Source organism: Haloferax sp. Atlit-6N, assembly GCF_003383195.1.
In the GTDB taxonomy this organism is placed as follows: Archaea; Halobacteriota; Halobacteria; order Halobacteriales; family Haloferacaceae; genus Haloferax; species Haloferax gibbonsii.
The window spans coordinates 367,999-389,860 of the sequence record NZ_QEQJ01000001.1 but is presented as its reverse complement, the minus strand read 5'-3'; the positions used below and the strand labels follow the sequence as shown (position 1 = coordinate 389,860).

At 68.3% G+C, this 21,862-nt stretch carries 23 protein-coding genes; 10 read left to right on the top strand and 13 right to left on the bottom strand.

The annotated features are described in order from the left end of the window. Nucleotides 1–10 precede the first annotated feature (10 nt). Complete coding sequence (locus DEQ92_RS01925) at nucleotides 11–1,120, bottom strand: glycosyltransferase family 4 protein (protein WP_115820354.1); 1,110 nt, start codon at nucleotides 1,118–1,120, stop codon at nucleotides 11–13. 120 nt (nucleotides 1,121–1,240) lie between these two features. On the opposite strand from DEQ92_RS01925, the gene DEQ92_RS01920 reads away from it, so the two are divergent. Beyond that, nucleotides 1,241–1,900: a 2,5-diamino-6-(ribosylamino)-4(3H)-pyrimidinone 5'-phosphate reductase gene (locus tag DEQ92_RS01920; RefSeq protein ID WP_115820353.1), complete on the top strand. Its 660-nt coding sequence runs from the start codon at nucleotides 1,241–1,243 to the stop codon at nucleotides 1,898–1,900. 111 nt (nucleotides 1,901–2,011) lie between these two features. Further along, on the top strand, nucleotides 2,012–2,347 hold the full coding sequence (trxA, locus tag DEQ92_RS01915) for a thioredoxin (RefSeq protein WP_008093133.1): 336 nt from the start codon (nucleotides 2,012–2,014) through the stop codon (nucleotides 2,345–2,347). Nucleotides 2,348–2,477: 130 nt separating this feature from the next. On the opposite strand, the gene DEQ92_RS01910 is transcribed toward trxA, so the two are convergent. After that, nucleotides 2,478–2,792 (bottom strand): NifU family protein, encoded by a 315-nt coding sequence (locus tag DEQ92_RS01910; protein WP_004043595.1) that lies wholly within the window; start codon nucleotides 2,790–2,792, stop codon nucleotides 2,478–2,480. Nucleotides 2,793–2,916: 124 nt separating this feature from the next. On the opposite strand from DEQ92_RS01910, the gene DEQ92_RS01905 reads away from it, so the two are divergent. Continuing rightward, on the top strand, nucleotides 2,917–3,633 hold the full coding sequence (locus tag DEQ92_RS01905) for a ribosome assembly factor SBDS (RefSeq protein WP_004043594.1): 717 nt from the start codon (nucleotides 2,917–2,919) through the stop codon (nucleotides 3,631–3,633). 27 nt (nucleotides 3,634–3,660) lie between these two features. Here DEQ92_RS01905 and DEQ92_RS01900 read toward each other — a convergent pair whose 3' ends face one another. Next, nucleotides 3,661–3,990 carry an FUN14 domain-containing protein gene (locus DEQ92_RS01900; protein WP_115820352.1) on the bottom strand — a complete coding sequence of 110 codons (330 nt, stop codon included), beginning with the start codon at nucleotides 3,988–3,990 and terminating at the stop codon, nucleotides 3,661–3,663. A gap of 240 nt (nucleotides 3,991–4,230) precedes the next feature. Between DEQ92_RS01900 and hflX the strand changes: the two genes are divergently transcribed. Beyond that, nucleotides 4,231–5,532 carry a GTPase HflX gene (hflX, locus tag DEQ92_RS01895; protein ID WP_008093134.1) on the top strand — a complete coding sequence of 434 codons (1,302 nt, stop codon included), beginning with the start codon at nucleotides 4,231–4,233 and terminating at the stop codon, nucleotides 5,530–5,532. Nucleotides 5,533–5,594: 62 nt separating this feature from the next. On the opposite strand, the gene moaC is transcribed toward hflX, so the two are convergent. Continuing rightward, nucleotides 5,595–6,113, bottom strand: a complete 519-nt coding sequence (gene moaC, locus DEQ92_RS01890) for a cyclic pyranopterin monophosphate synthase MoaC (RefSeq protein ID WP_115820351.1) — start codon at nucleotides 6,111–6,113, stop codon at nucleotides 5,595–5,597. Continuing rightward, nucleotides 6,110–7,546 (bottom strand): NAD(P)H-hydrate dehydratase, encoded by a 1,437-nt coding sequence (locus DEQ92_RS01885; RefSeq protein ID WP_304999702.1) that lies wholly within the window; start codon nucleotides 7,544–7,546, stop codon nucleotides 6,110–6,112. Before DEQ92_RS01885 ends, moaC begins: the two co-directional genes overlap by 4 nt. A gap of 89 nt (nucleotides 7,547–7,635) precedes the next feature. On the opposite strand from DEQ92_RS01885, the gene DEQ92_RS01880 reads away from it, so the two are divergent. The 3 genes from DEQ92_RS01880 (at nucleotide 7,636) to DEQ92_RS01870 (ending at nucleotide 11,691) form a co-directional block, all read left to right on the top strand. Beyond that, on the top strand, nucleotides 7,636–8,835 hold the full coding sequence (locus tag DEQ92_RS01880) for an MFS transporter (protein ID WP_115820350.1): 1,200 nt from the start codon (nucleotides 7,636–7,638) through the stop codon (nucleotides 8,833–8,835). Nucleotides 8,836–8,877: 42 nt separating this feature from the next. After that, nucleotides 8,878–9,264, top strand: a complete 387-nt coding sequence (locus DEQ92_RS01875) for a winged helix-turn-helix domain-containing protein (RefSeq protein WP_050459004.1) — start codon at nucleotides 8,878–8,880, stop codon at nucleotides 9,262–9,264. A gap of 72 nt (nucleotides 9,265–9,336) precedes the next feature. Next, entirely contained in the window at nucleotides 9,337–11,691 is a 2,355-nt protein-coding gene (locus tag DEQ92_RS01870; protein WP_115820349.1) for an ATP-dependent DNA helicase, read from the top strand. Nucleotides 11,692–11,751: 60 nt separating this feature from the next. On the opposite strand, the gene DEQ92_RS01865 is transcribed toward DEQ92_RS01870, so the two are convergent. Further along, nucleotides 11,752–11,940 carry a hypothetical protein gene (locus DEQ92_RS01865; protein WP_049913423.1) on the bottom strand — a complete coding sequence of 63 codons (189 nt, stop codon included), beginning with the start codon at nucleotides 11,938–11,940 and terminating at the stop codon, nucleotides 11,752–11,754. 237 nt (nucleotides 11,941–12,177) lie between these two features. On the opposite strand from DEQ92_RS01865, the gene DEQ92_RS01860 reads away from it, so the two are divergent. After that, the gene (locus tag DEQ92_RS01860) at nucleotides 12,178–12,399 is read left to right on the top strand and encodes a hypothetical protein (protein WP_049905220.1); all 222 of its coding nucleotides are present in this window, start codon (nucleotides 12,178–12,180) and stop codon (nucleotides 12,397–12,399) included. Between the two features lie 75 nt (nucleotides 12,400–12,474). On the opposite strand, the gene DEQ92_RS01855 is transcribed toward DEQ92_RS01860, so the two are convergent. Together DEQ92_RS01855 and DEQ92_RS01850 are read right to left on the bottom strand one after the other, a co-directional pair. Further along, complete coding sequence (locus tag DEQ92_RS01855) at nucleotides 12,475–14,217, bottom strand: DNA mismatch repair protein (RefSeq protein ID WP_115820348.1); 1,743 nt, start codon at nucleotides 14,215–14,217, stop codon at nucleotides 12,475–12,477. A gap of 84 nt (nucleotides 14,218–14,301) precedes the next feature. Beyond that, nucleotides 14,302–14,610 (bottom strand): UPF0058 family protein, encoded by a 309-nt coding sequence (locus DEQ92_RS01850; protein ID WP_050459007.1) that lies wholly within the window; start codon nucleotides 14,608–14,610, stop codon nucleotides 14,302–14,304. 405 nt (nucleotides 14,611–15,015) lie between these two features. Here DEQ92_RS01850 and DEQ92_RS01845 point away from each other — a divergent pair, with 405 nt between their 5' ends. Together DEQ92_RS01845 and DEQ92_RS01840 are read left to right on the top strand one after the other, a co-directional pair. Next, nucleotides 15,016–17,031, top strand: a complete 2,016-nt coding sequence (locus tag DEQ92_RS01845; protein WP_115804799.1) for a PAS domain S-box protein — start codon at nucleotides 15,016–15,018, stop codon at nucleotides 17,029–17,031. A 156-nt stretch (nucleotides 17,032–17,187) separates the two neighbouring features. Beyond that, nucleotides 17,188–18,936, top strand: coding sequence for a bacterio-opsin activator domain-containing protein (locus DEQ92_RS01840; RefSeq protein WP_115820347.1), 1,749 nt, complete (start codon nucleotides 17,188–17,190; stop codon nucleotides 18,934–18,936). Between the two features lie 30 nt (nucleotides 18,937–18,966). Here DEQ92_RS01840 and DEQ92_RS01835 read toward each other — a convergent pair whose 3' ends face one another. The 5 genes from DEQ92_RS01835 to DEQ92_RS23705 form a co-directional block, all read right to left on the bottom strand. Further along, nucleotides 18,967–19,359 carry a response regulator transcription factor gene (locus DEQ92_RS01835; protein WP_008093156.1) on the bottom strand — a complete coding sequence of 131 codons (393 nt, stop codon included), beginning with the start codon at nucleotides 19,357–19,359 and terminating at the stop codon, nucleotides 18,967–18,969. A gap of 94 nt (nucleotides 19,360–19,453) precedes the next feature. Next, on the bottom strand, nucleotides 19,454–19,660 hold the full coding sequence (locus DEQ92_RS01830) for a hypothetical protein (protein WP_004977165.1): 207 nt from the start codon (nucleotides 19,658–19,660) through the stop codon (nucleotides 19,454–19,456). Nucleotides 19,661–19,768: 108 nt separating this feature from the next. After that, nucleotides 19,769–20,149, bottom strand: a complete 381-nt coding sequence (locus DEQ92_RS01825) for a helix-turn-helix domain-containing protein (protein WP_004977164.1) — start codon at nucleotides 20,147–20,149, stop codon at nucleotides 19,769–19,771. A gap of 143 nt (nucleotides 20,150–20,292) precedes the next feature. Continuing rightward, nucleotides 20,293–21,312 carry a sulfite exporter TauE/SafE family protein gene (locus DEQ92_RS01820; RefSeq protein WP_115820665.1) on the bottom strand — a complete coding sequence of 340 codons (1,020 nt, stop codon included), beginning with the start codon at nucleotides 21,310–21,312 and terminating at the stop codon, nucleotides 20,293–20,295. Nucleotides 21,313–21,332: 20 nt separating this feature from the next. Next, entirely contained in the window at nucleotides 21,333–21,482 is a 150-nt protein-coding gene (locus tag DEQ92_RS23705) for a hypothetical protein (RefSeq protein ID WP_004043577.1), read from the bottom strand. Nucleotides 21,483–21,862 lie beyond the last annotated feature (380 nt).

Genomic DNA, 21,862 nt, shown 5'->3' with positions numbered 1-21,862 from the left:
GGTCGCCCGCTCAGTTCGCGTCCGCCTCGTCGGCGTCCGCGTCGCTGGCTTCGACTTCGTTTTCCGCCCCGGCCGAGACGTCGGTGTCCCCGTCGAGGATGCTGTGGTAGTACTCCACCGTCTCGTCGACGACCCGGTCCCACGTGTACGGTTCGTACTCCGGCTTCCCCTCCAGCGAGAGGCCGTACTCGATGCCGTCGGCGATAGAGCGCGAGTCGGGTTCGACCTCGATGACGCAGTCCTCGGGGAGGACCTCCGCCGCGCCGCTCTCGGTGGCGACGACGCGCGTGCCGGTCGAGAGCGCCTCGACGATGGTGATGCCGAACGGCTCGGACAGCGACGGCGAGACGAACAGGTCCGCCGAGGCGTAGTAGTCGCCGAGGGCCTCCTCGGGGACGTAGCCGGCCCACTTGATGCGGTCTTCGACGCCGAGCAGTTCGGCGAAGCGCTTGAGTTGGGCGGTGAGGTGACCCGACCCGCCCATGACGAGCGTCACGTCGTCGCGGGCGAGTTTCTCCATCGCGTAGACGAGGTGCGAGATGCCCTTCTGGTCGGTGTGCCGGCCGACGAAAAACAGCATCTTCCCGCCGATGCCGAGTTCCTCCTTGAGGTCGCGCCCCGTCGTCTCGCACTCCGAAAAGCCGTTGTAGATGACGTGGCAGTCGCCGCCGTACTCCCGTTTGACCTTGTCGGCGAGGAGTTCGCTCACCGCGAGCAGGTGGTCACAGCGCTCGGCGATTCGGCGCTCGGTCTCGACTTCCCGCTGCGGCGGGTCGATGTTGCGGTCGGACGAAAGCGAGTGGAACGTGGTCACCCACTCCACGTCCTCGTTGTTCGATTTCGCGCGCGACCCCGGCCCGTAGCCGAACCAGTCGTGGGTGTGGACGATGTCGGCCTCGGCGGCGCGCTCCGCGAACGTCGACCCCAGCCGTCCGATTCGGGTGATGATGTCCCCTTCGCCCGTCGGGACCCCGACGATTCCCTCGCGGTCCGGCGCGTACTCGGCGGGAAGCACGAGTTCGATGTCCACGTCATCCCGGTCTTCGAGTCGCTCGAACATTTCGCCGACGTGCGTGTCGAGCCCGCCGCTGACGTTCGGCGGAAACCCCCACCCCAGCATCAGGACCTTGGCAGTCATAGATGCCACAATGTACCACAGAGGCCTATTTAATTCCTGTCCGGCAATACTGCGACGGCACCCCACCGAAAGGCGTTTTCGCCGCGGCGACGACCCGCGAGTATGCACGTCCACGTCAACGCCGCCGCCAGCCTCGACGGCAAGCTCTCGTCTCGCCGCCGCGAGCAGGTGATGATAAGCGGCGACGACGACTTCGCCCGCGTGGACGAGATTCGCGCGGCCGCAGACGCCGTCGCCGTCGGCGTCGGAACCGTCCTCGCCGACGACCCGCACCTCACGCTCGACGACCCCGACCTCGTCGCGGCCCGCGAAGAACGGGGCGACCCGCCGCATCCCGCCCGCGTCGTCGCCGACTCGCGCGCTCGAACTCCGACCGACGCCCGGATTCTGGACGACGCGGCGACGACCTACGTGCTCGTCTCCGAGGCCGCGCCCGCCGACCGCCGCGAGGCGCTCGACTCCGCCGGCGCGGAACTCGTCGTCGCGGGCGCGGAGCGAGTGTCGCTCCCCGACGCCTTCGACGCGCTCGAATCGCGCGGCGTCGACCGGCTCATGGTCGAAGGCGGCGGGGAACTCATCTTCTCGCTGTTCGAGGCCGGCCTCGTCGACGAACTCACGCTCTACGTCGGCTCGATGGTCATCGGCGGCCGCGACGCGCCGACGCTCGCCGACGGCGAGGGCTTCGTCGCCGACTTTCCCAAGCTATCGCTCCGCGACGTGGAGCGCGTCGACGACGGCGTGCTCCTGACCTACGACTGCTGAGGATCGCTCCCTGAACCCGGCCGATTTCGCCGCGAACACGGAGTTTCGCGGTCGTGCGTCGGCACGCAAACAGGCGCAATGGGTAAGAGTGTCGCGCCGATACGTGGAGGTATGAGCACTCCGAAGACAACCGATGCACCCGTCCACGTCGAGAGTTCGGACCACCTCGACGAACTCATCGCCGACAACGCGGTCGTCCTCGTAGACTACCACGCCGAGTGGTGCGGCCCGTGTAAGATGCTCGAACCCACCGTGGAGGAAATCGCCGAGGAGACCGACGCCGTCGTCGCCAAGGTCGACATCGACGAACTCCAAGAACTAGCCCGCGAGAAAGGAATTCGCAGCGTCCCGACCCTGCAGTTCTACGCCGGCGGCGAGCAGGTCAAAGAGGTCATCGGCGTCCAGAGCAAAGAGGACCTCGTCGACATCATCGAAGCCGCCGCGTAACTCGGCGTCCGCTCGACTCGACTCGACTCGGTTCCTCAGTTTTCTCCCACGGCGAGCGACGGCGCGGCGCGCGCTCGGGGCGGCGTCGCTCGTCGGGGCGGTTCGGTCGAAAAGCGATGTCAGAGGCCGCTCAGAAGGGCGCGTCGGACACGTCGGGTTCGAACCCCGCGCCCGGTTCGTCGTCGTAGAAGCCGCCGGTCGAGGCGTGGACCGCGTCTATCTCCTCGAACTCGGCGACCATGCGCGCCTTCAGTGCCTGAATCGTCATCGGCGAGATGCCGCATCCGGAACACGCGCCGGTGAGTGAAATCCACACCTCGCCGGTCTCCTCGTCGATTGCCTCGATACCCGCGTCGCCGCCGTGCATCTCGATTTGGGGGAAGTTCCGCCGCATGAACAGGTCGAGCCGTTCTTCGAGGGACTTCTCCGACGTCTGCGAACTCATACCGAGAGGTGGGGTGCGGGCGAGCATAACGATTGCTCCGAACGGGTCGCGGCGAATTTCGCGAGACGCTGTCGGGGGAGTCGGTCGGCGAGGGCTTTTTACCACGGAGAGAGTATCGGAACCTATGATTTCACTCGACGAGGCAGTCACGGCCCGCCTGGAATCTCACGGCGCGCGGTTCGAGGTGCTCATCGACCCCGACGCGGCGCTCTCGATAAAGCGCGGTGAGTTCGACGGCGACCTCGAAGAGGTCATCGCCGCCGAAGACGTGTTCGAGGACGCCTCCCGCGGCGACCGCCCCGCCGAGAACGACCTCGAGAAGGTGTTCGGAACGACCGACCCGCTCCAGATAATCCCCGAGGTCGTCAAGAAAGGGGAGATTCAGATCACGGCCGAACAGCGCCGCGAGATGCAAGAACAGAAGCGCAAGTCGCTCATCAACCGCATCGCCCGCAACGCGGTCAACCCGCAGATGAACGACTCGCCGCACCCGCCGGAGCGAATCGAGCGCGCGCTCGAAGAGGCCGGGTTCAAAATCGACCCGATGGAGCCGGTCGAGTCGCAGGTCGACGACGCGCTCGACGCGCTCCGACCCGTGTTGCCAATCAAGTTCGCCGAAGTCACCGTCGCCGTCCAACTCCCGGCCGAGTACGCCGGCAGCGGACAGGCACAGATTCGGAGCTACGGCGACCTCGAACGCGAGGAGTGGCAGAACGACGGCTCGTGGGTCGGCGTCATCACGTTCCCCGCGGGGATGCAAAACGACTTCTACGACAAGGTGAACAACATCACGAGCGGCACGGCCGAGACGCGCATCGTCAAGGACGAAGACGAACTCTGAGGCGCGTCGGCGAGTCTCGAACGCGAACTACCCCTTCTTGAAGCCGACGAGGAAACCGCCGGAGAAGCCGGCGGAGATAGACAGGGTCGAGAGCACCGTCGAAATCCAGTCCGGCGGCGCGCCGGTCGCGGCGTCCTGCGTGGCGCTCACGAGGCCGCCGGTGAGGCGCTCCCAGTCGACGGTGATGATGCCCCGCGATTCGAGGAACTTGAACACGGCGAGTTCGAGGCCGACGATGACGGCGATGAGCTTCGCGACTTTCTTGGCCGCGAAGCCGATGATACCGCCGATGACGGCCCCGCTCCCGAACTCGATGCCGAGCTGCTGCGGGTCGATGCTCAGTTGCAAGGGGTCCATACGGCGAACATCCCGCCCGTTGGTATAAGTGATTTGTGGGGAGACTGTCGCAGTCACCGAACTGTCAGGTCGCGTCCGGGCAACCTACAAGAGTCCCGGCGTCCAAACGCGGCCATGGAACGGGAGGTGACGGGACGCCATCTCGACGCGTGACCCCGGCCGAGCGGGGCTTAAGTGCCTCCGGCGGCTAGTACCGACTGACACAGTGCAGGCTACGTACCCCACACTCGAGGTGCGGCGATGAGTCGCGTCGTCGTCGCGAAGCGCGTCGACCGCGGCGACGCCGACCTCACGGAGATTTCCGACCTCGCCCGCGCGGCGGGCTACGAGGTGGTCGGCGAACTCACCCAGACCCGAGAGGAGGACGCCGCGTTCCACTTCGGCGAAGGGAAGGTCGGCGAGTTAGCGTCGCTCGTCGCGCGTGAGGACGCCGCCGCCGTCGTCTTCGACAACCGACTGGGCCCCTACCAGACGTACAACATCGCCCAGAAGCTCCCGGACGACGCGGAGGTCATCGACCGCTTCACGCTCATCCTCGAAATCTTCGGCCAGCGGGCCAACACCCGCAAGGCGCAGCTACAGGTCGAACTCGCGGAGCTACGCTACGAACTGCCGCGCGCCGAGGCGAAGGCGTCGCTGGCGAAGCGCGACGAGCGCCCCGGGTTCATGGGCCTCGGCGAGTACGACGAGAGCCGCGAGCAGGACATCAAGGCCCAGATTTCGCGCATCAAGAACGAACTGGACGCCATCGCGGACAAAGAGGAGACCCGGCGCGAACAGCGCCGCGAGTCCGGCTTCGACCTCGTGGCCCTCGCGGGCTACACGAACGCCGGGAAGTCGACGCTGATGCAGCGGCTCGCCGCCGACCTCGAAGTCGGCCAGAACGACGACCTTCACCCGGACCTCGACCCGACCGCGGAGTCCCAAGACAAGCTGTTTACCACCCTCGGGACGACCACGCGCCGCGCCGAGACGGGCAAGCGCGACGTGCTTCTCACCGACACCGTCGGGTTCGTCTCGGACCTCCCCCACTGGCTCGTGGAGTCGTTCAAGTCCACGCTCGATTCGGTCTACCGCGCCGACCTCGTGTTGCTCGTCGTGGACGCCTCCGAGCCCATCGAGGAGATGCGCGAGAAGCTCGTCACCAGCCACGACACGCTCTACGAGCGCAACGAAGCGCCCATCGTGACCGTGTTCAACAAGGTGGACAAGGTCGAGGCCGAGGAACTCGAGGAAAAGCGCGCGGCGCTGTCGGCGCTCGCGCCCAATCCGGTCGCCGTTTCGGGGCTGACCGGCGAGAACGTCGAGGAACTGGCCGACCGCGTCGAGGGCGAACTGCCCGCGTGGAAGCGCGAGCGACTGCTGTTGCCGATGGCCGACGACACGATGAGCCTCGTCTCGTGGCTCTACGACCACGCCCACGTCGAGGCCGAGGAGTACGAGGGCGAACAGGTCCACGTCGAGTTCGAGGCGCGACCCGCAATCGTCGAGAAGGCGCGGGCGAAGGCCGCCGACCTCTCCGCGCCGGCCGACTCGGCCTGAGTCGAACCGTCGGAGCCGCCCGCCTCGGCGCGGGACGGCGGAAGTCGGACCGCTGACCCGACTCAGTCGAGCGTCTCTTTTTCCTTCGTGACGACTTCGACGTCCGAGATGCGCGTCCCCGGATACTGGCCGTCGTCGTTTTTCTCCGCGGCTTTCACCATGTCCCAGACGACGTTGAGGCCGGTCGTCACGCCCTCTAACGCCTCCATCTCACAGCCCGTCTTGCCGGTCGTGCCGACCGTCACGGAGAGCGTGACCGACTCGTCGGCCACCTCGAACTCGGTGTCGACGTTCGTGATGGGTATCTGGTGGCACATCGGAATCGTCTCCCACGTGTGTTTGACGGCCTGAATCGCGCCGATTCGGGCCGTCGCCAACACGTCGCCCTTCCCGATTTCGTCGTCGCGGATGGCCCGAACGGTGTCGGCGCTGAGGTGGATGGTCCCGCGTGCGACCGCGCGGCGGCGGGTGTCCGGCTTCGCCCCCACGTCGACCATCTGAACGTTGCCCTCCTCGTCGACGTGGGTCAGGTCGCGGTCGTCCGAGTCGTTCGACTCCGAACCGGCGCGGTCGTCGCTCATTCCGCGTCACCTCGGAGGCCCGCAGGCAGTCGTTCGAGCAGGTCGGTCGCGACGAGGCCGCCGCCGAACTCCTCGGCGGCGAGGTCGCCCGCGCGGCCGTTCGCGTAGGCCGCGACGGCGGCCGCGTCGAGCGGGGGCAAGACGGCCGCGAGCGCGCCGGTCGCGCCCGCGAGCACGTCGCCGGTCCCGCCGACGGTCATGCCGGGGTTCCCGGTCCGGTTGACGCGGACCCCGTCGCCGTCGGAGACCACGTCGTACGCGCCTTTCACGAGGAGCGTGTGGCCGAGGTCGGCGGCGAAGTCGCGGACGAGGTCGCGCCGCGTCTCCCAGTCGGCGTCGGTCTCGCCGCCCATCTTCCGCAACTCGCCCTGATGGGGCGTGCAAATCAGGGTCGCCTCGGTCTCCACCTCGGGGACGACCTGCAGGGCGTCGGCGTCGACGACGGCGGTCCCGTCGTAGGCGGCGAGGAACTCGCGGACCGCGTCGAGCGACTCGTCGGCGTCACCGAGACCGGGGCCGAAGACGACGACGTCGCGGTCGGCGGCGAAATCGAGGAGGTCGGGGACGTGTTCGGGCGCGAGTCGGTCGCCCGAGAAGCCGCGGACGATGAGGTTCTCGGAGTAGCCCTGCACCTCGCGGGCGACGGCTTCGGGACAGGCGACGCGGGCGAGGTCCGCGCCGGCTCTGAGGGCCGACTGCGCGGCGAGCGCGGGCGCGCCGGTGTACGGACCGCCGCCCACGACGAGCACGTCGCCGTGGTCGCCCTTGTGGCTCTGTGCGTCGCGGTCGAGCGCGAGGAGGTCGCCGGGGCCGGTGAACAGTTCGGCCGCCTCGGGAATGCCGATGTCGGCGACGACGACCTCGCAGTCGAGGTCCCCGAGACCGGGCTTGTCGTCGTGGAAGGTGACGACGCGGTCGGCGTCGACCGCGAGACCCGCCGCCTCGCCCGTGTCGGCGTCGACGCCGGAGGGAACGTCGACCGCGAGGACGGTCGCAGCCGATTCGTTGATGGCGCGGGCGGCCGTCGCCTCGGGTTCACGGAGCGCGCCGGCGACGCCGGTTCCGAGCATCGCGTCCACGACGAGGTCGGGGTCGCCGAGGTCGAAGGCGGCCGAGTCGGCGACGGTCCGCCGGTCGGCCTCGCCCGCGACGAGGGCGTCCCAGTTCTCGCGGGCGATGTCGGTCGAAATCGTCTCCGGGCGGCCGAGCAGGTGAACGGTCACGTCGTACGCCTTCAGGAACCGCGCGGCGACGAGCGCGTCGCCCCCGTTGTTGCCGCGTCCGGCGACGATTGCGACCGACGCGCCGGGGTCCGCGAGGTCGCGGCAGGCCCGCGCGACGGCGTTCCCGCTCGACTCCATGAGCTGTTTCCGCGGCACGCCGAGCGCCTCGGCGTTCAGGTCGACCGCGGCCATGCGTCGACTCGTAATCATACGCCCCCGTTGGCCCGGGGCCGCGTTAACACATGTGGTCGCGGGTCGGATTCGCAACGCTTGACACGGCGGCGACTGAATCCGGGGTAGTGACTCGCCGCCTCTTCGGAACTCTCTGCGGTCTCGTCTTCCTCGTCAACTTCGGCCGCGTCGCGTTCCCGCCGCTCGTCGAGACGCTCCAGACGCAGTTCTCCGTCGGCCCGGCGACCATCGGCGTCGTGACGAGCCTCGTCTGGCTCGGGACCGCCATCCCGCGAATCCCCGTCGGCTACCTGCTCACGCGCGTCTCGCGGTCGAAGGTCGTCCTCGGGTCGGGCACGCTGCTCGTCGTCGCCGCGGCGTTCACCGCGAGCGCGACGTCGGTGCTGACCCTCCAAATCGGCGCGTTCGGCCTCGGCCTCGCCTCGGGCGCGTACTTCGTCTCCGCGACCCCGCTCGTCGGCGAACTGTTCCCCGAGCGCGTCGGCCGCATGGTCGGCATCCACGGCGCGGCCAGCCAGGTCGCCGCCGTCGTCGCCGCGCCCGTCGTCGTCATCATCCTCGCGTCGTACACGTGGCGCGAGACGTTCTGGGTCCTGGCCGCCGCCGCCGCGCTCGTGACGCTCCTCCTCTACGCCGTCTCCCGCGACGGGAGCGCGGGGGCCGGAACGGGCGCTGACCGCGACTTCTCGGCCGCGCTCGGCCACTGGAAGCTCATCCTCACGGGCATCCTCCTCATCGCGCCCGCGGGGTTCGTCTGGCAGGGCCTGTTCAACTTCCTCGTGTCGTACATGACCCAAGCGAAGGCGTTCGACGCCGCCACGGCGAGCACGATGCTCACCATCGTCTTCGCCGCCGGCGTCCCCGCGTTCTCGCTGTCGGGCCGACTCGCCGACAAACTCCCGCACGTCCCCTACATCTTCGGCCTGCTCGTCGCCTTTATCGGCGCGCTCGTCGCCCTGACGTACGCGCAGGGCTTCGTCGCCGTCGCCGTCGTCGTCGCGGTGCTCGGCTACGTCATCCACAGCCTGTTTCCCGCGCTGGACACGTTCATGCTCTCGTCGCTGCCGAGCGACGCCCGCGGGAGCGCCTACGCCGTGTTCAGCGGCGCGGCGCTCCTCTTGGAGGCCAACGGGAGCGGCGCGGTCGGCTTCCTGACCGAGGCGAACTACGCTTTCGAGGCGGTCTTCCGGACGCTCGCCGCGGGGCTCGCGGTGTTCGTCGCCGCGCTCGCCGTCCTCTACGCGCTGAACCGACTGCCGGGCGTCGACCGGACCGGGGCGGACCGGAGCGCGCCCGAGCGCGCCTGACCTCCCGAAACGGTTTACTTCCCGCACCGAAATGTCGATTGTATGTCAGGGTTGCTCCCGTCCGACGGGTCCGTCGATTCGAGCGTCGAGACCGCCCCGCGCGTCCACTGGCTCGACGACGACGAGACGGAGCAACTCCTCGGCTGCCTCTCTTGTGACACCGCCCGCGACCTGCTGTCGTGCCTGCAGGACTCGCCGGCGACGGCGACCGAGCTCTCGAAGCGGGTCGAGACTTCCGTCCAGAACGCCCGCCACCACCTCGGGAACCTCATCGAGGCCGACCTCGTCCGCGTCGCCGGCACCCGCTACTCCGAGAAGGGGCGCGAGATGAAGGTGTACGCCGCCGCCGCGCCGTTCGTCGTCTGCGTCGGCGGCGACGGCGGGGACCGCGAGGCGTTCGCCGAGGCGATCGCCGCCTTCCTCGAATAGCGTCGCCGGCCCGGCCGCCATCCCTCGCGCGAACGTTCAAGTGCGAGTCCGCGGCCAGTCACCGACACCCCTATGGCCGTCGCAACTGGACCACAGAGCGTGACCTGGCAGGAGGTGTTCGGCCACCCGGAGGCGTACCCGGAGCAGGCCGACGGAATCGAGACCGCGATACAGACCGCCCGAGACGACGGGTTCGCCGTCGTGGAGGGCGCGTGCGGGACCGGCAAGACGATGCTCGCGCTCACCGCCGGCATCGACCTCGTCCGCGACCCGGACTCCGACTACGAGCGCGTCTTCGTCCTCACGAGCGTCAAACAACAGCTCCGGCAGTTCGAAGCCGACCTCCGAACCATCAACGAGAACCTCCCGAGCGACTGGAAACCCGTCTCGGGACTCACGCTCGTCGGCAAGTCCGACGTGTGTCCCTACAGCCGCGAGGGCTGCGGCGGCATCGACGACGCGACCGTCTACGACCGCTGTGAGGGCCTCCGCGACCGGACCCGCGGGCTCGTCGGCGACGGCGGCCGGACCAGCGCCGAGGCGCTCGCGAAAGACGCCCGCGAGCAACAGACCGGCCTCCTCGACACCGGTTCGACGACCGCGGGCCCGAACTACCTCGAAACCGCCGGCGACCCGACGCCGTACCCCAAGTCGATGCCGGACTACGAGGACGTGGAGTACTGCCCGTTCTACGCGAACTTCCTCGCTGACCTCCCCGAAGACGGCGACCCAATCGAGGCCGTTCCCTTCGAGTTCGACGATAAGGGCCTCATCGCGACCGAAGACCTCGTCTCGCTGGCCGCGGGCGCGGGGTCGTGTCCACACTCGGTGATGGGCGCGCTGTTGCCCAACGTCGAGGTCGTCGTCGGCAACTACTACCACGCGTTCGACCCGACGACCGTCGGCACCTTCACCGGCGCGCTCGTCGACGACTCGACGTTCGTCATCTGCGACGAGGCGCACATGCTCGAACCCCGCGTCCGCGACCTCGTCTCGGTCGGCGTCGGCGACCGGACGCTCCGCGACGCCGAAAGCGAGTTCACCCGCGTCATCCAGCCCGTGAAGTTCGACGACGCCGGCAAGTCGACCGTCGACGCCGAACTCGTCCGCGGAGAGCTCCAAGAGGCCGACGTGACGCTCCGCGAACTGGAGGAGACCCAGGACTTCATCCGCGACCTCCGGGAGGAACTCGACCGGCGCGTGACCGCGCACCTCGACCGCGAGTACGTCGGCTGGCGCGCCGACCTCACCGAACTCGAAGACGAGGAACTCCCCCTGCGCGACCCCGAGGAGCCCGGCGTCGACGAACTCACCGAGTGGGCCGAGGAGAGCGGCCACGACGAGGGGACGTGGGTCCGCGCCGAGGCGACCGGCTCGGCGGTCGCCCGCATCCTCGACTCGGTGGAGGAAGACGACAAGCGCCGGGCCGCGCCGGCGGCGGGGCGGGCGCTGGCGACGTGGGCCTACGCGGACCACGAAAAGCACTTCCGCGAAATCGAGCTCGAGCGGACGTGGGACGAGATGGAGCCGCCGGAGTCGTGGCGTCGCGCGTACAACGCCCGGCTGTCGGTCCACAACTGCGTCCCCGGCGAGGCCATCGCCGAGCGCCTCGGCGACTTCGGCGGCGGCGTCCTGATGAGCGCGACGCTCGAACCCATCGACGTGTTCCGCCGCGTGACCGGCCTCGACGCCCTCGCCGACGACGGCCGCCCGGTCGCCGAGCGGACGTTCGGCCTCGGCTTCCCCGAGTCGAACCGCGCGAGCTTCGCCGTCGACGTGCCGAAGTTCACCCACAGCAACCGCGGGCCGCCCGGCGAGGAAAACGAGACGCGGCTCGCGTACACCGACGCCGCCGTCGAGGTGTGCGAGCGCTCGCCGGGCAACGTCCTCGTCGGGATGCCGAACTACGCCGAGGCCGAGTGGATGGCGGGCGCGCTCGAAGCCCGCGTCGACAAGCCCGTCCTCCTCGACGAGTCGTCGGACGACGGGGCCACGGAGCGGCTCAAGCGCGACTTCTTCGGCGGCGACGGGAAGGTGCTCGTGACGAGCCTCCGCGGCACGCTCACCGAGGGCGTCGACTACAGCGGCGACAAGCTCTCGGCCGCCGTCGTCTGCGGCGTCCCGCTCATCAACACGTCGTCGCCGCGGACCCGCGCGGTGAAGACGGCCTACGACCGCGAGTTCGGAAACGGCTTCGAGACGGCGCTCACGGTGCCCGCGGTCAGAAAGGCGCGGCAGGCCATCGGGCGCGTCATCCGCGGGACCGACGAGGTCGGCGTCCGCGTCTTCGTGGACGCTCGGTACGCCCGCGACTCGTGGAACGGCGTCCGCGACTACCTGCCGGAACAGGAGCGCGAGGAGTTCAGGCCGGTCAGTCCCGACATGCTCGGCTTCGGCCTCGACCGGTTCTGGTCGTCGGTCGAGTAGTCGCGGGCGCGCCGCGCCGCGGCCGGCGTGCCGAGGGCCAGACGTGTCGTCAGGAGAGCGTCAGCGTTCGTCGTCCCACGCGTCCCGGCAGTCGTCGTCGCAGAAGTGCCGCGCCTGCACGGCGCCGTCTTCGACCCACGTGACGACGCGGTGCGTCGGATTGTTGGCAACCGGCTCCCCGCACGTCGCGCAGGTCGGGGCGTCTTCGGGGTCTACGTTCTCTTCCAAATCGGACGTGGGATCGACCATCGACAGCCAGATGGCGGTCCCGGGCACTTCAACCCGTCTCCGCCGGCAGAAGTCGCCCGGCGGGGCGGATTCTCCCGCGGAACTGTGGAATCCACACCCGCGCGAGGGGAACCGAAGCTATGTATCACTCCGTACTCCCACTTGGTGCAACGTTTTGTAACCAACGGGTATTGTCAATCACTACCACACTTAGTGAAGGTTATGTAATCGCCGTCGCGTGTGTATAGGTGACGGCGAATGTCAGAAGTGCCCGCCTCTCAGGACTCGGTTGCAGGGACCGCTGACCGCACCGGCGCGGATACCACCGGGGATTGCTACCTCCATAGCGTCGTCGTCACCTATCGAGGGAGCCCCGACCAAGTGACCGTTTACCCCCGGCGCGACAGCTGCTGCGACCGAATGGAGGCGTGGTTGACCGCCGACGCCGACGCGTTCGTCTCGCTCGACGAGATGTGCTGATTCGTCGCCGCCGCGGTCGCCGCGCAGCCGACGAGAACGCACGCCGCCGATAGCTCTCCCTGCCGCCGCGTCGGCTCAGCCGACGAACTCGGCGTCGGACAGCGTCTTTTGTACCGCCTCTTCGCCCACCGCCGCCGCCAGCGCCTCGAAGCCGGCGCGCTCGGCGCGGTCGCGGGCGTTCGCCACCAGCCGCGAGACGATGAACTCCGGCGTGGACTTGCCGACCGTCCCGAACCGCGGCTGGTAGTCCACGCGCAGTTCCAACTCGTCGGTCAGGCCCTCGGCGAAGATGCCGTCGATGCGCGCCTCGGGCGGGAGCGGGCTCAGTTCGTCCGCGAGGTGCGTGACGTAGACGCCGAAGGCGTCGCGCTCGACGGTGAGGTTCACGAGGCCGTTGAGCAGGTCGGCCGCGCGGCCCGGCTCGGTGATGGCCTCGAACTCGTCGACGAGCATCAGCGTCCGGCCGTCGCCCGACAGCGGCGGCACGATGGACTTGAGCGTCGATTCGAGCACGCCCGCGTTGAAGCTCGCGTGCCGGCGGTGGAACACGACCGAGTCGAACCGGCCGACGACCGCCGACTCGGCGGGGACCGGAAGCCCCATCGACGCGAGGATGGCGACCTGCGAGAGCGTCTCCAGAAGCGTCGTCTTCCCGCCGCTGTTGGCCCCGGTGAGGACCGACACGCGGTCGCCGACCGGCGGCGTCGGCCCGGCGGCGCACGCGAGTTCGTGGTCGCCGACGGCGTAGGAGACGGGCTGTGGGTCGTCGATGAAGAGGTTTCGGGCCCCGCAGACCGCCAGCCCCGTCTCGGCGATGTCCGGCCGCGTCAGGTCGTACTCGTCGGCGAACCGCGCGAGCGACAGCGACAGCGCGACCTCGTCGACGGCCTCGACCGCGAGGTCCACGTCGTCGCGGGCGGCCCAGATGCGGTCGCGTAGCTCCTCGGCGACGGTCTCCTCGCGCGCGGTGACGTCGGCTTCGAGGTCCTCGACGAGCGCCCGGAGCGACGCGCTCACGAAGTCGGTCGCGTCGCGGGCGTCCTCGGCGGCGACCGCCTCGACCTCGCCGCGCGAGAGGTCGGTCTCCTGGGCGACGTACTGGACGAACGCGGCGCGGAAGTCGTCGAGCGAGCGGACGCCCCGCGACTGGATGGTTTCGAGCACGTCGAACGAGCCGGATTGGAGTTCGTTCGCGGTGTCGAGCCGGCTCCGCAGGCTGTCGAGGCGGTTGTCAGCACCCGCGGCGACCGAGCCGTCCTTGTCGACGTAGCCCAGCGCGCCGAGGGCGTCGCGGAGGGAATCCGGGTCGGCCTCCTCCAGGGCGTCGAACGGCTCCCCGCGAAGTCCGGCCTCCCGGAGTTCGAGCGCGGCGCGAACGGCGGCGCGCTCGGTCTCGCCGGCCTCGTCGTAGTCGCGGAACGTCGCTTCGACGGCGTCGCGGGCGTCGTCGTCGAGGTCGGCCCACGCCTCCCGCGCCGCGAAGACGCGGTCGAGGCGGTCGCGCCGGTCTCCGACGGTCGGGAGCGGCGTCAGCACGCGGATTCGGTCGGCGGCGTGTTCGGTCAGCGCGCGGTCGCTCGCGAGCGACAGGAGGTCGTCGTACACGTCGCGGGCGTCGCGGGTCGACAGCGCGTCGATGCCGGCCTGTCCGTCGGCGCGGCGGAGGATGCGAACCGCCCGCCCGCGCGTGACGCCGGCGTCGACGAGCGCCCGCACGTCGGCCGACTCGATGGCGGCGACCGCCCCCTCCCTGCCGAGAGCCGATTCCAGTCGGTCCGAGGTCTTCGGGCCGACTCCCCAGTAGTCTTCGAGTCGCATACCGGGGGCGTCTCGCCGGGCGCTCTTAGGTCCATCCGTCGGCCGGTGCCGCCGCTGTTCGAGGGGGAGTCCGCGAAGAAAATATCAGTGTGACGTGACGCGCTGGTCGGTGTCGGGGTCGGTGTCGGTCGCCTCGTCGGGACGGAGCAGGTGTCGGCCGGGCACCGACTCCGCGTCGAGGTCGAGGTCGCGGGCGGCACCGACCGCGAGCGCGGTCGTGAGCGTCCGGACGGCGTGCTCGTGGTCGGCCCGGCAGTCCCGGAGGGCCATCGGGCCGATTCCAAGTCGGTGGTACGGTTCGAGGTCGGCGCTGGTGAGCACCCCGCGGTCGAGGTAGTCTGTGGCGATTTCTACGAGCAGCGAATGCACGTGAATGAGCTCGTTTTTCTTCATGGGTTGCACGTATGTGCTCATCCGGCGTAAATGGCGCGGTGGTGCGTGCTTTTGGTCTTGTATCTGCCTCGGCTAGAAATGAATGTACGCGCCGGGGACACGAACGAAACACCCGTCGCTCGTCGGTCGATTTCGCGGAAAGGGAGTTGGGGTTTGGGCAGGGACACGTCCCCAGGGCGGAGAGAGGGGGTAGGTTGTCGATTCCGCCGTAGGGTCGTGCGGGCACGACGAGTGACCCGGGCAGGTCACTGTGGCCATATAGTCGAATGGCGCGGTCGGTACTAATTCACGGCCCTACGTGGTTAGGGACGGCTCGGGCCGACCGAGAAACGCACAAGTCAGTGGGGGTTAGAGTCGGGGTATGCACGCACGACGGGACGCCGGTTCGAGGGGGGGTCGAGACGGATGACCGACGGGGCTCCGCAGTCGGTCGACGACCCGTCTGCGACGGAGCGCGAACTGCGCCAGCGACTCGACATCCTCGCGACGTTCAACGAGGTCGTCGCGGACGTGAACGAGGCCATCGTCGACGCCGGCGGGCGCGCGGACATCGAACGGCAGGTCTGCGAGCGACTCGTCCAGACCGACGAACTCCGGTTCGCGTGGGTCGGCGTCGTCGACGAGGCGACCGGCGACGTGGAGCCGACCGAGTGGGCCGGCGTCGAGGACGGCTACCTCGACGAGATAGACGTGTCGGTGTCGGCGGAGCGCCCCGAGGGAAACGGCCCGGTCGGCCGCGCGGTCCGGTCGAACGCGGTGCAGGCGACCCACAGCATCGCCGACGAACCGGCGTTCGGGCCGTTCCGCGAACCGGCGCTCGAACGCGGCTACCGCTCGGCGGCGTCGGTGCCGCTCGTCTACGACGACGCGCGCTACGGCGTGCTCACGATGTACGCCGAACACGAGCGGGCGTTCACCGCGGAGCTCGCCGAGCCGATTTCGAATCTCGGCCACGCCGTCGCCCACGGCATCGACACCCACGTCCGGCGGGAGCGCGAGCGCGAACTCGAACGCCGCGAGCAGGCGTTTTCGCGCATCGTCGAGGACATCGAGGAGTACGCGCTGTTCCGCCTCGACGCCTCGGGTCGCGTCGAGAGCTGGAACCGCGGCGCGGCGGCCATCAAGGGCTACGATACGGAGGAGATACTCGGCGAACACATCGAGACGTTCTACACCGACGAGGACGCCGAAGACGGCCTGCCAGAGCGCCTTCTCGACCGAGCGCGGACCGAGGGCCGAGCCGAAAACGAGGGGTGGCGCGTCCGTGCCGACGGCACTCGCTTTTGGGCGTCTGTCACCATCACCGCCCTGACCGACGACACCGGTGAGGTCATCGGCTTCGCCAAGGTGACCCGCGACATGACCGACCGGAAGCGCCGCGAGCGACAGTTGGACGCGGTGTTCAACAGCACGTTCCAGTACATCGGGCTGGTCGAGCCCGACGGAACGGTCCTCCGGGTGAACGACGCCGCGCTCGACCTCGTGGACGGCGACCGCGACGACATCGTCGGACTGCGGGCGTGGGAGACGCCGTGGTGGCGCGGCGACGACGAGCGAATCGCCGATCTCCGGGCCGCGCTCGACCGCGCGGCCGACGGCGAGTTCGTCCGCTACGAGGTCGAAATCGAGCGACAGAACACCGACCGGCCGGTCGTCATCGACTTCTCCGTCACCCCGGTCCGCGACGACGACGGCGAGGTGTCGCTTCTGGTCCTCGAGGGCCACGACATCACCGCTCGCAAGGAGCGAGAGCGGGAGTTGCGGCGCGAACAGGAGCGACTGGAGTTCGTAAACCGCATCATCCGCCACAACCTCCTCAACGGGCTCAACGTGGTCGGCGCGCGGGCGGACATCGTCGAGGACTTCGTGGACGACGCGGGGCTGACCCACCTCGAAACGATACAGGGGCGCGTCCGCGAGATGACCGAACTCGTCGGGACGATGCGGACGTTCATGAAGGTCATCGTCGAGCGCGAGTCCCACGAGTTCCGACCGCGTCGAATCGACGAGGCGGTCGACCACGGCGCGGAGTCGCTGCGGAGCGAGACCGACGCCGCGAGCGTCGAAGTCGGACGGCTCCCCGACGTCTCGGTCGTCGCCGACGATCTGCTGGACGAGGTCATCGAGCACCTGCTGAAAAACGCCGTCCAGCACAACGACAAGCCGAACCCGGCGGTCGAAGTCGAGGTTGGGGCCGGCGACGACGCGGTCGAACTCCGCGTCTCCGACAACGGCCCGGGCGTCCCGGACGAGGAGAAACACCGCATCGTCGACCAGCGCATCGAGGACCTGTCGAATCCGGGCAACGGGTTCGGGCTGTTTCTGGTCCGCGAAATCGTCGAGAGCTACGGCGGGACGGTCGCAATCGAGGACAACGACCGCGGCGGAGCCACGTTCGTCGTCACGCTCCCGCGAGCGTGAGTTCGGCCCGGGGCCGTCTCGCGGGTCGGTTCGCAGTCGGTCGCGGGAGTTCCCCGTCCGTCGGAGACGACCGAATCGGGTCACTGAACCGCCTAAATTCCACCTGCTGCGATGGGCAGATATATTACTGTTCGCCGTTACTGTGTGTTCGATACGATGGTCACCGAACGCTCGGCGCGCGAGAGCCCCGAACAGCGGGCCGCCGAGCAGGTCGTTCTCGTGGTCGACGACGACGAGGACCTCGCAGACACCTGCCGGTACTGGCTCGACGGCGAGCGGTTCGCCGTCGAGACCGCCTACGGCGGTGAAGAAGCCCTCCACCGACTCGACGACACCGTCGACGTCGTCCTCCTCGACCGCCGAATGCCGAACGTCACGGGCGACGACGTGCTCGACGAGATTCGCGAGCGCGGCCTCGACTGCCGCGTGGCGATGATGACCGCGGTCGAGCCCGACACGGACATCGTCGACATGCCGTTCGACGCCTACCTTGTCAAGCCCGTCTCGGAGTCGGAGGTCAAAGAGACGGTCGAAGAGCTGCTCGTGCGGTCGGGCTTCGAGTCCGAGGTCCGCGAGTACTTCGCGCTCGAATCCACGGAGGCGGCGCTCGACAGCCGCGACGTGGAGGAGCTCCGCGAGCCCGAGGCGCTGTCGGACCTCCGCGGTCGACTGGAGGCGGTCCGAGCCGAACACGAGGCGGCGATTCGTAACCGCGAGGCGCAGCTCGACCGCCTGAACCGGACCAACGAGCTCCTCCGCGACATCGACCGGGCGATAATCGACGCGCGGAGCCGCGACGAAATCGAACAGACCGTCTGCGACGCGGTCGCGAGCGCCCACGAGGCCGCGTTCGTTCTCAGACGCACCGCCGCCGGCACGCTCCGGTGTACCGCCGCGGCGGGCTACGGACTCGACCCCTCGGGCGTCGACCTCGACTTCGTCGACGAGGCGTTCGACATCGACGGAACGGTCGAAGACGGCTTCGCCTTCGAGGACGTCTCCGAGGCGCACCGAGCGGCGGTCTTCGGCGACGACGCCGCCGACCTCGACGCGGTGTCGGCGCTCTGTGTCGCCATCGACTACCGCGAGACGGTGTACGGCGCGCTCGTCGTCTACGACGAGACCGACGGCTTCGACGAGGAGTCCGCAGGACTGTTTTCTGACCTCGGCGCGACCGTCGGCAACGGCATCAACGCGACGCAGAGCAAGCAGCTTCTCAACGGCGACAGCGTCGTCGAACTGGAGTTTCAGGTCGGCGGCGGCGCCGGCGTGCTCGCCGGTCTCTCGGCGACGCTCGACTGCCGACTCTCGCTGGACGGCGTCACCCGAGCCGGCGACGAGCTCACCTGTTTCGTCAGCGTCGCCGGCGCGTCGGGGTGCGACGCGGTCGCGGCCGCTATCGACGCCGCCGACGTCTCGCAGGCCCGCGTCGTCGCCGACGGCGACGAGGAGTCCGTCGTCGAACTCCGCACCGACGCCGAGGCGGTGCTGTCGACCGCCATCGACCACGGCGCGAGCGTGGAGCGGTTGACGCTCTCCGAGGGGAGCGGCACCCTCGCGCTCCACGTCGCGGCCGACGCCGACCACGGCGCGCTCGTGGAGGCGGTGACGACGGCCGCGGCCGGCGTCTCGGTCGTCGCAAAGCGCGAGGTGGAGCGCTCCGTCCAGTCGGCCGACTCCTTCCGGCGGACGCTCGACTCGAAACTGACAGACCGGCAGAAGACGGTCCTCGAAACGTCGCTCGTCTCCGGCTACTTCGAGTGGCCCCGCGGGAGCACGGCAGAAGAGGTCGCCGACTCGCTCGGCATCTCGCCGCCGACGCTCCACGAACACCTCCGGACGGCGGAGCGGAAGCTCATCGAGACGTATTTCGACGAGCTGAACCCCGCGTCGGCGGACGACTGAAGCGGGCGGTCACGGACCGTCGGAAGGAGATTAGTCGAGTTTGGCTTCGGGCGCGTCGCCGACGAATCGGTCGGCGGCGTCGAAGACGTCGCGTTTGGTGACTGGCTTCGTGAGCACGGCGTCAACGGGGAGGTCGGCGAGTTCGTCGCCGGGCGCGGCGCTGAGCATGACGACCGCGAACGACGACGGGTCGACCCGTCGGGAGAGTTCTTCGAGGACGGACTCGCCGGAGAGACCGGGGAGGTTGTGGTCGAGGAAGACGAGGTCGACGCTCTCGTCGAACGTCTGGAGGGCCTCACGCCCGGAGTACGCGACTCGGACGCGGTAGCGGCGTTCGAGCCACAGCGCGAGGCTATCGGCGAGGGCGGCCTCGTCGTCGACGAGGAGGACAGTCGGCGCGTCTGGTGTGGGTGGCTGTGTCATGGCTCGGACCGTGGCTACGTCGGTGTGGCGGAGGCGGTCGGTCGGGGTCGGGCGTGGTCTGCCGAGGGTGGCCGGCGGTCGGCGGGGGTATCGCTCACGCGTCGTTCATTCGCTGGGACCGCGTGTTCCCGCAGCGCGTACAGCGCGTGACACGGTACGGCTCGCGGGAGAACTCGCGGTTCTCGCGTTTCCGGCTCTCGGTCTTGATTTCGATGGAGACGTCGTGCGGCGTCCGGGACTCACACGACTGGCACTCTTCGACGAACTCGTTGTTTCGGGGACTGCTTTTACTCTTCGACATAGAGTGGTCGTAGCAGTAGCTATGGACTGCGCGCCGTTGAATACGGAACCTAATCGATTTGGGACACGACCAATCGAGAGGCGGCGGCCGCTCGTCGGTCGAAGGAAACTACTCCGCGGGGACGATTTTCTCGTCGTACTTGTCGCGGAACTCTTGGATGAGCGTGCCCATCTGGGCGTACCAGTCGTTGAGCATGCGCTGCATGTCGTCCGCGACCTCGTTGGGGTCGGTCGGATGGTAGACGTGGTAGTAGCCGCCGTGTTCGTAGTTCACCTGTTCTTTCTGGATGAGCCCCGCCTGCAGGAGGCGCTGGATGGAGCGGTACGCGGTCGAACGTTCCCGCTCGACCGCCTCGGCGACCTCGTCGACGGTCAGGTGTTCGTCGGTCTCGACGAGCACCTCGAAACACCGTCGGTCGAGTTGCTTCAGTCCGTGGAGACACTCGAGGAGTCCCTCACACTCCATGTCCGATTGCAGGTATTCGACCATCGAGCTAGCCATTATCGGTTCGGGCTACGTGGTCAGCCCTCAAAAGGGTTTGTATAGTTTGCACAACACCGGGCGAGAAACGGCGTCCCGGTGTCGTGGATTCGCGTTCGATGCGAGTGCGGTTCGCGTGCGAGCCGTCGCCCTCAGTCGGCGGTGGAACCCCCGGTGGTCGAGGGCGCGCGCATGGACTTCACGGCGCTGTAGAGCACCGCGCCGGAGACCATGAGCGCCGACCCGAGGATGAGCGCGAGGCTGACGTAGTCGAGGACGCCCATGCCGAGGTAGTTCCCGGCCTGCCGCACGGCGACGGCGAGCGCGCCGAGGAGCAGCATCAGGCCGAAGTAAATCTTGATCTCGTCCTCGTCGACGATGGAGGTCGCGGCGGAGCCGACGCGCGCGCCGAGCGCCGACCCGGCGAGGAGCGGCGCGACGATAGAGAGGTCGACGCCGCCGGACTGCGCGTAGAGGAACGAGCCGATACCGCCCGAGAACATGATTTCGAACAGGTCGGTGCCGACCGCGATGGGCACCGGAACGCCGATGAGGTAGAACAGCGCGGGCATGCGGATGAAGCCGCCGCCGACGCCGAGGAAGCCCGAGAGGAGCCCCGTGGCGAACGCGACCAGGAGAATCATCCACAGCGAGACTTTGACGCCGCCGCGGAGGGTTATCATCGGCGGGAGCGAGTAGCTCTGAATCTTCTTGGCCAGTTCGGGGATGTCGTCGGCGTCGATGTCGGCGTCGCCGTCCACGTCGTGGCTCACGCCGCCGCCGTTGCCGCCCTTCAGCGCCTCGTAGGTGACGAACAGCCCGATACCGCCGAGAAGCAACACGTACGTGACGCTGATGATGTTACCGGCGAGTCCGAGCTCTTCGAGGTAGAGGACGATTTCCTTCCCGACTTCGAGGCCGACCGTGGTCCCGATAATCATCGAGATGCCGAGTTTGTAGTCGACCTGTCCGAGGTCGCGGTGCTTCAGCGTCGCGATGACGGAGGTCCCGAAGACGAACGCGAGCCCGGAACCGACGGCCACGCGCGAGGGATAGCCCATGACGAGCAGCGCGGGCGTCACGAGGAACGACCCGCCCATGCCGAAGAAGCCGAACAGGACGCCGATGAGAACCCCGAACGCGACGAAGAGGGCCAGCATCCCGGCAGACATGCCGAGTAGTTCGAACACGCTCACTCACCACCGATGGCCTTCCGAACGGTCGGTCCGAGTGCGGCGGTCAGCGCGCCGTACCCGACGTACAGCACCATCGCCTCGACGAGGACGACGCCGACGAGCGCGGCGGCCTGTGCGTTCCCGCCCAACGTCTCGATTCCGAACATCTTACCAGCACCCCTCGGGGTGCCCGGAGTGTATTGCACGCATCATACTATCTTGTACACCGCTGGCTAACCGGAGTGAGGATATAACGCTTTTGGGAATACTGTACAATACCATATCGCTGTTGCATACTCGTAAGTTATAGAATGGACATAGAAATACCACTAAATCGAGCTATATTTTGTATCACGAGACGTTACGAACATATTTGTCCGCTATCTATGACAAAATAGTTGTTTGCTTCTTGTGCAATACTATATCTGGCCGGTTACAATCGCATAGACTCGGTCGAGAGCCGCTCACGACGACGTTCTCGGACATCGGCGGCGAGCGTCGACCGTCGACTCGCGGAGGAAACGACCACCGACTGCTCGACAGCGCG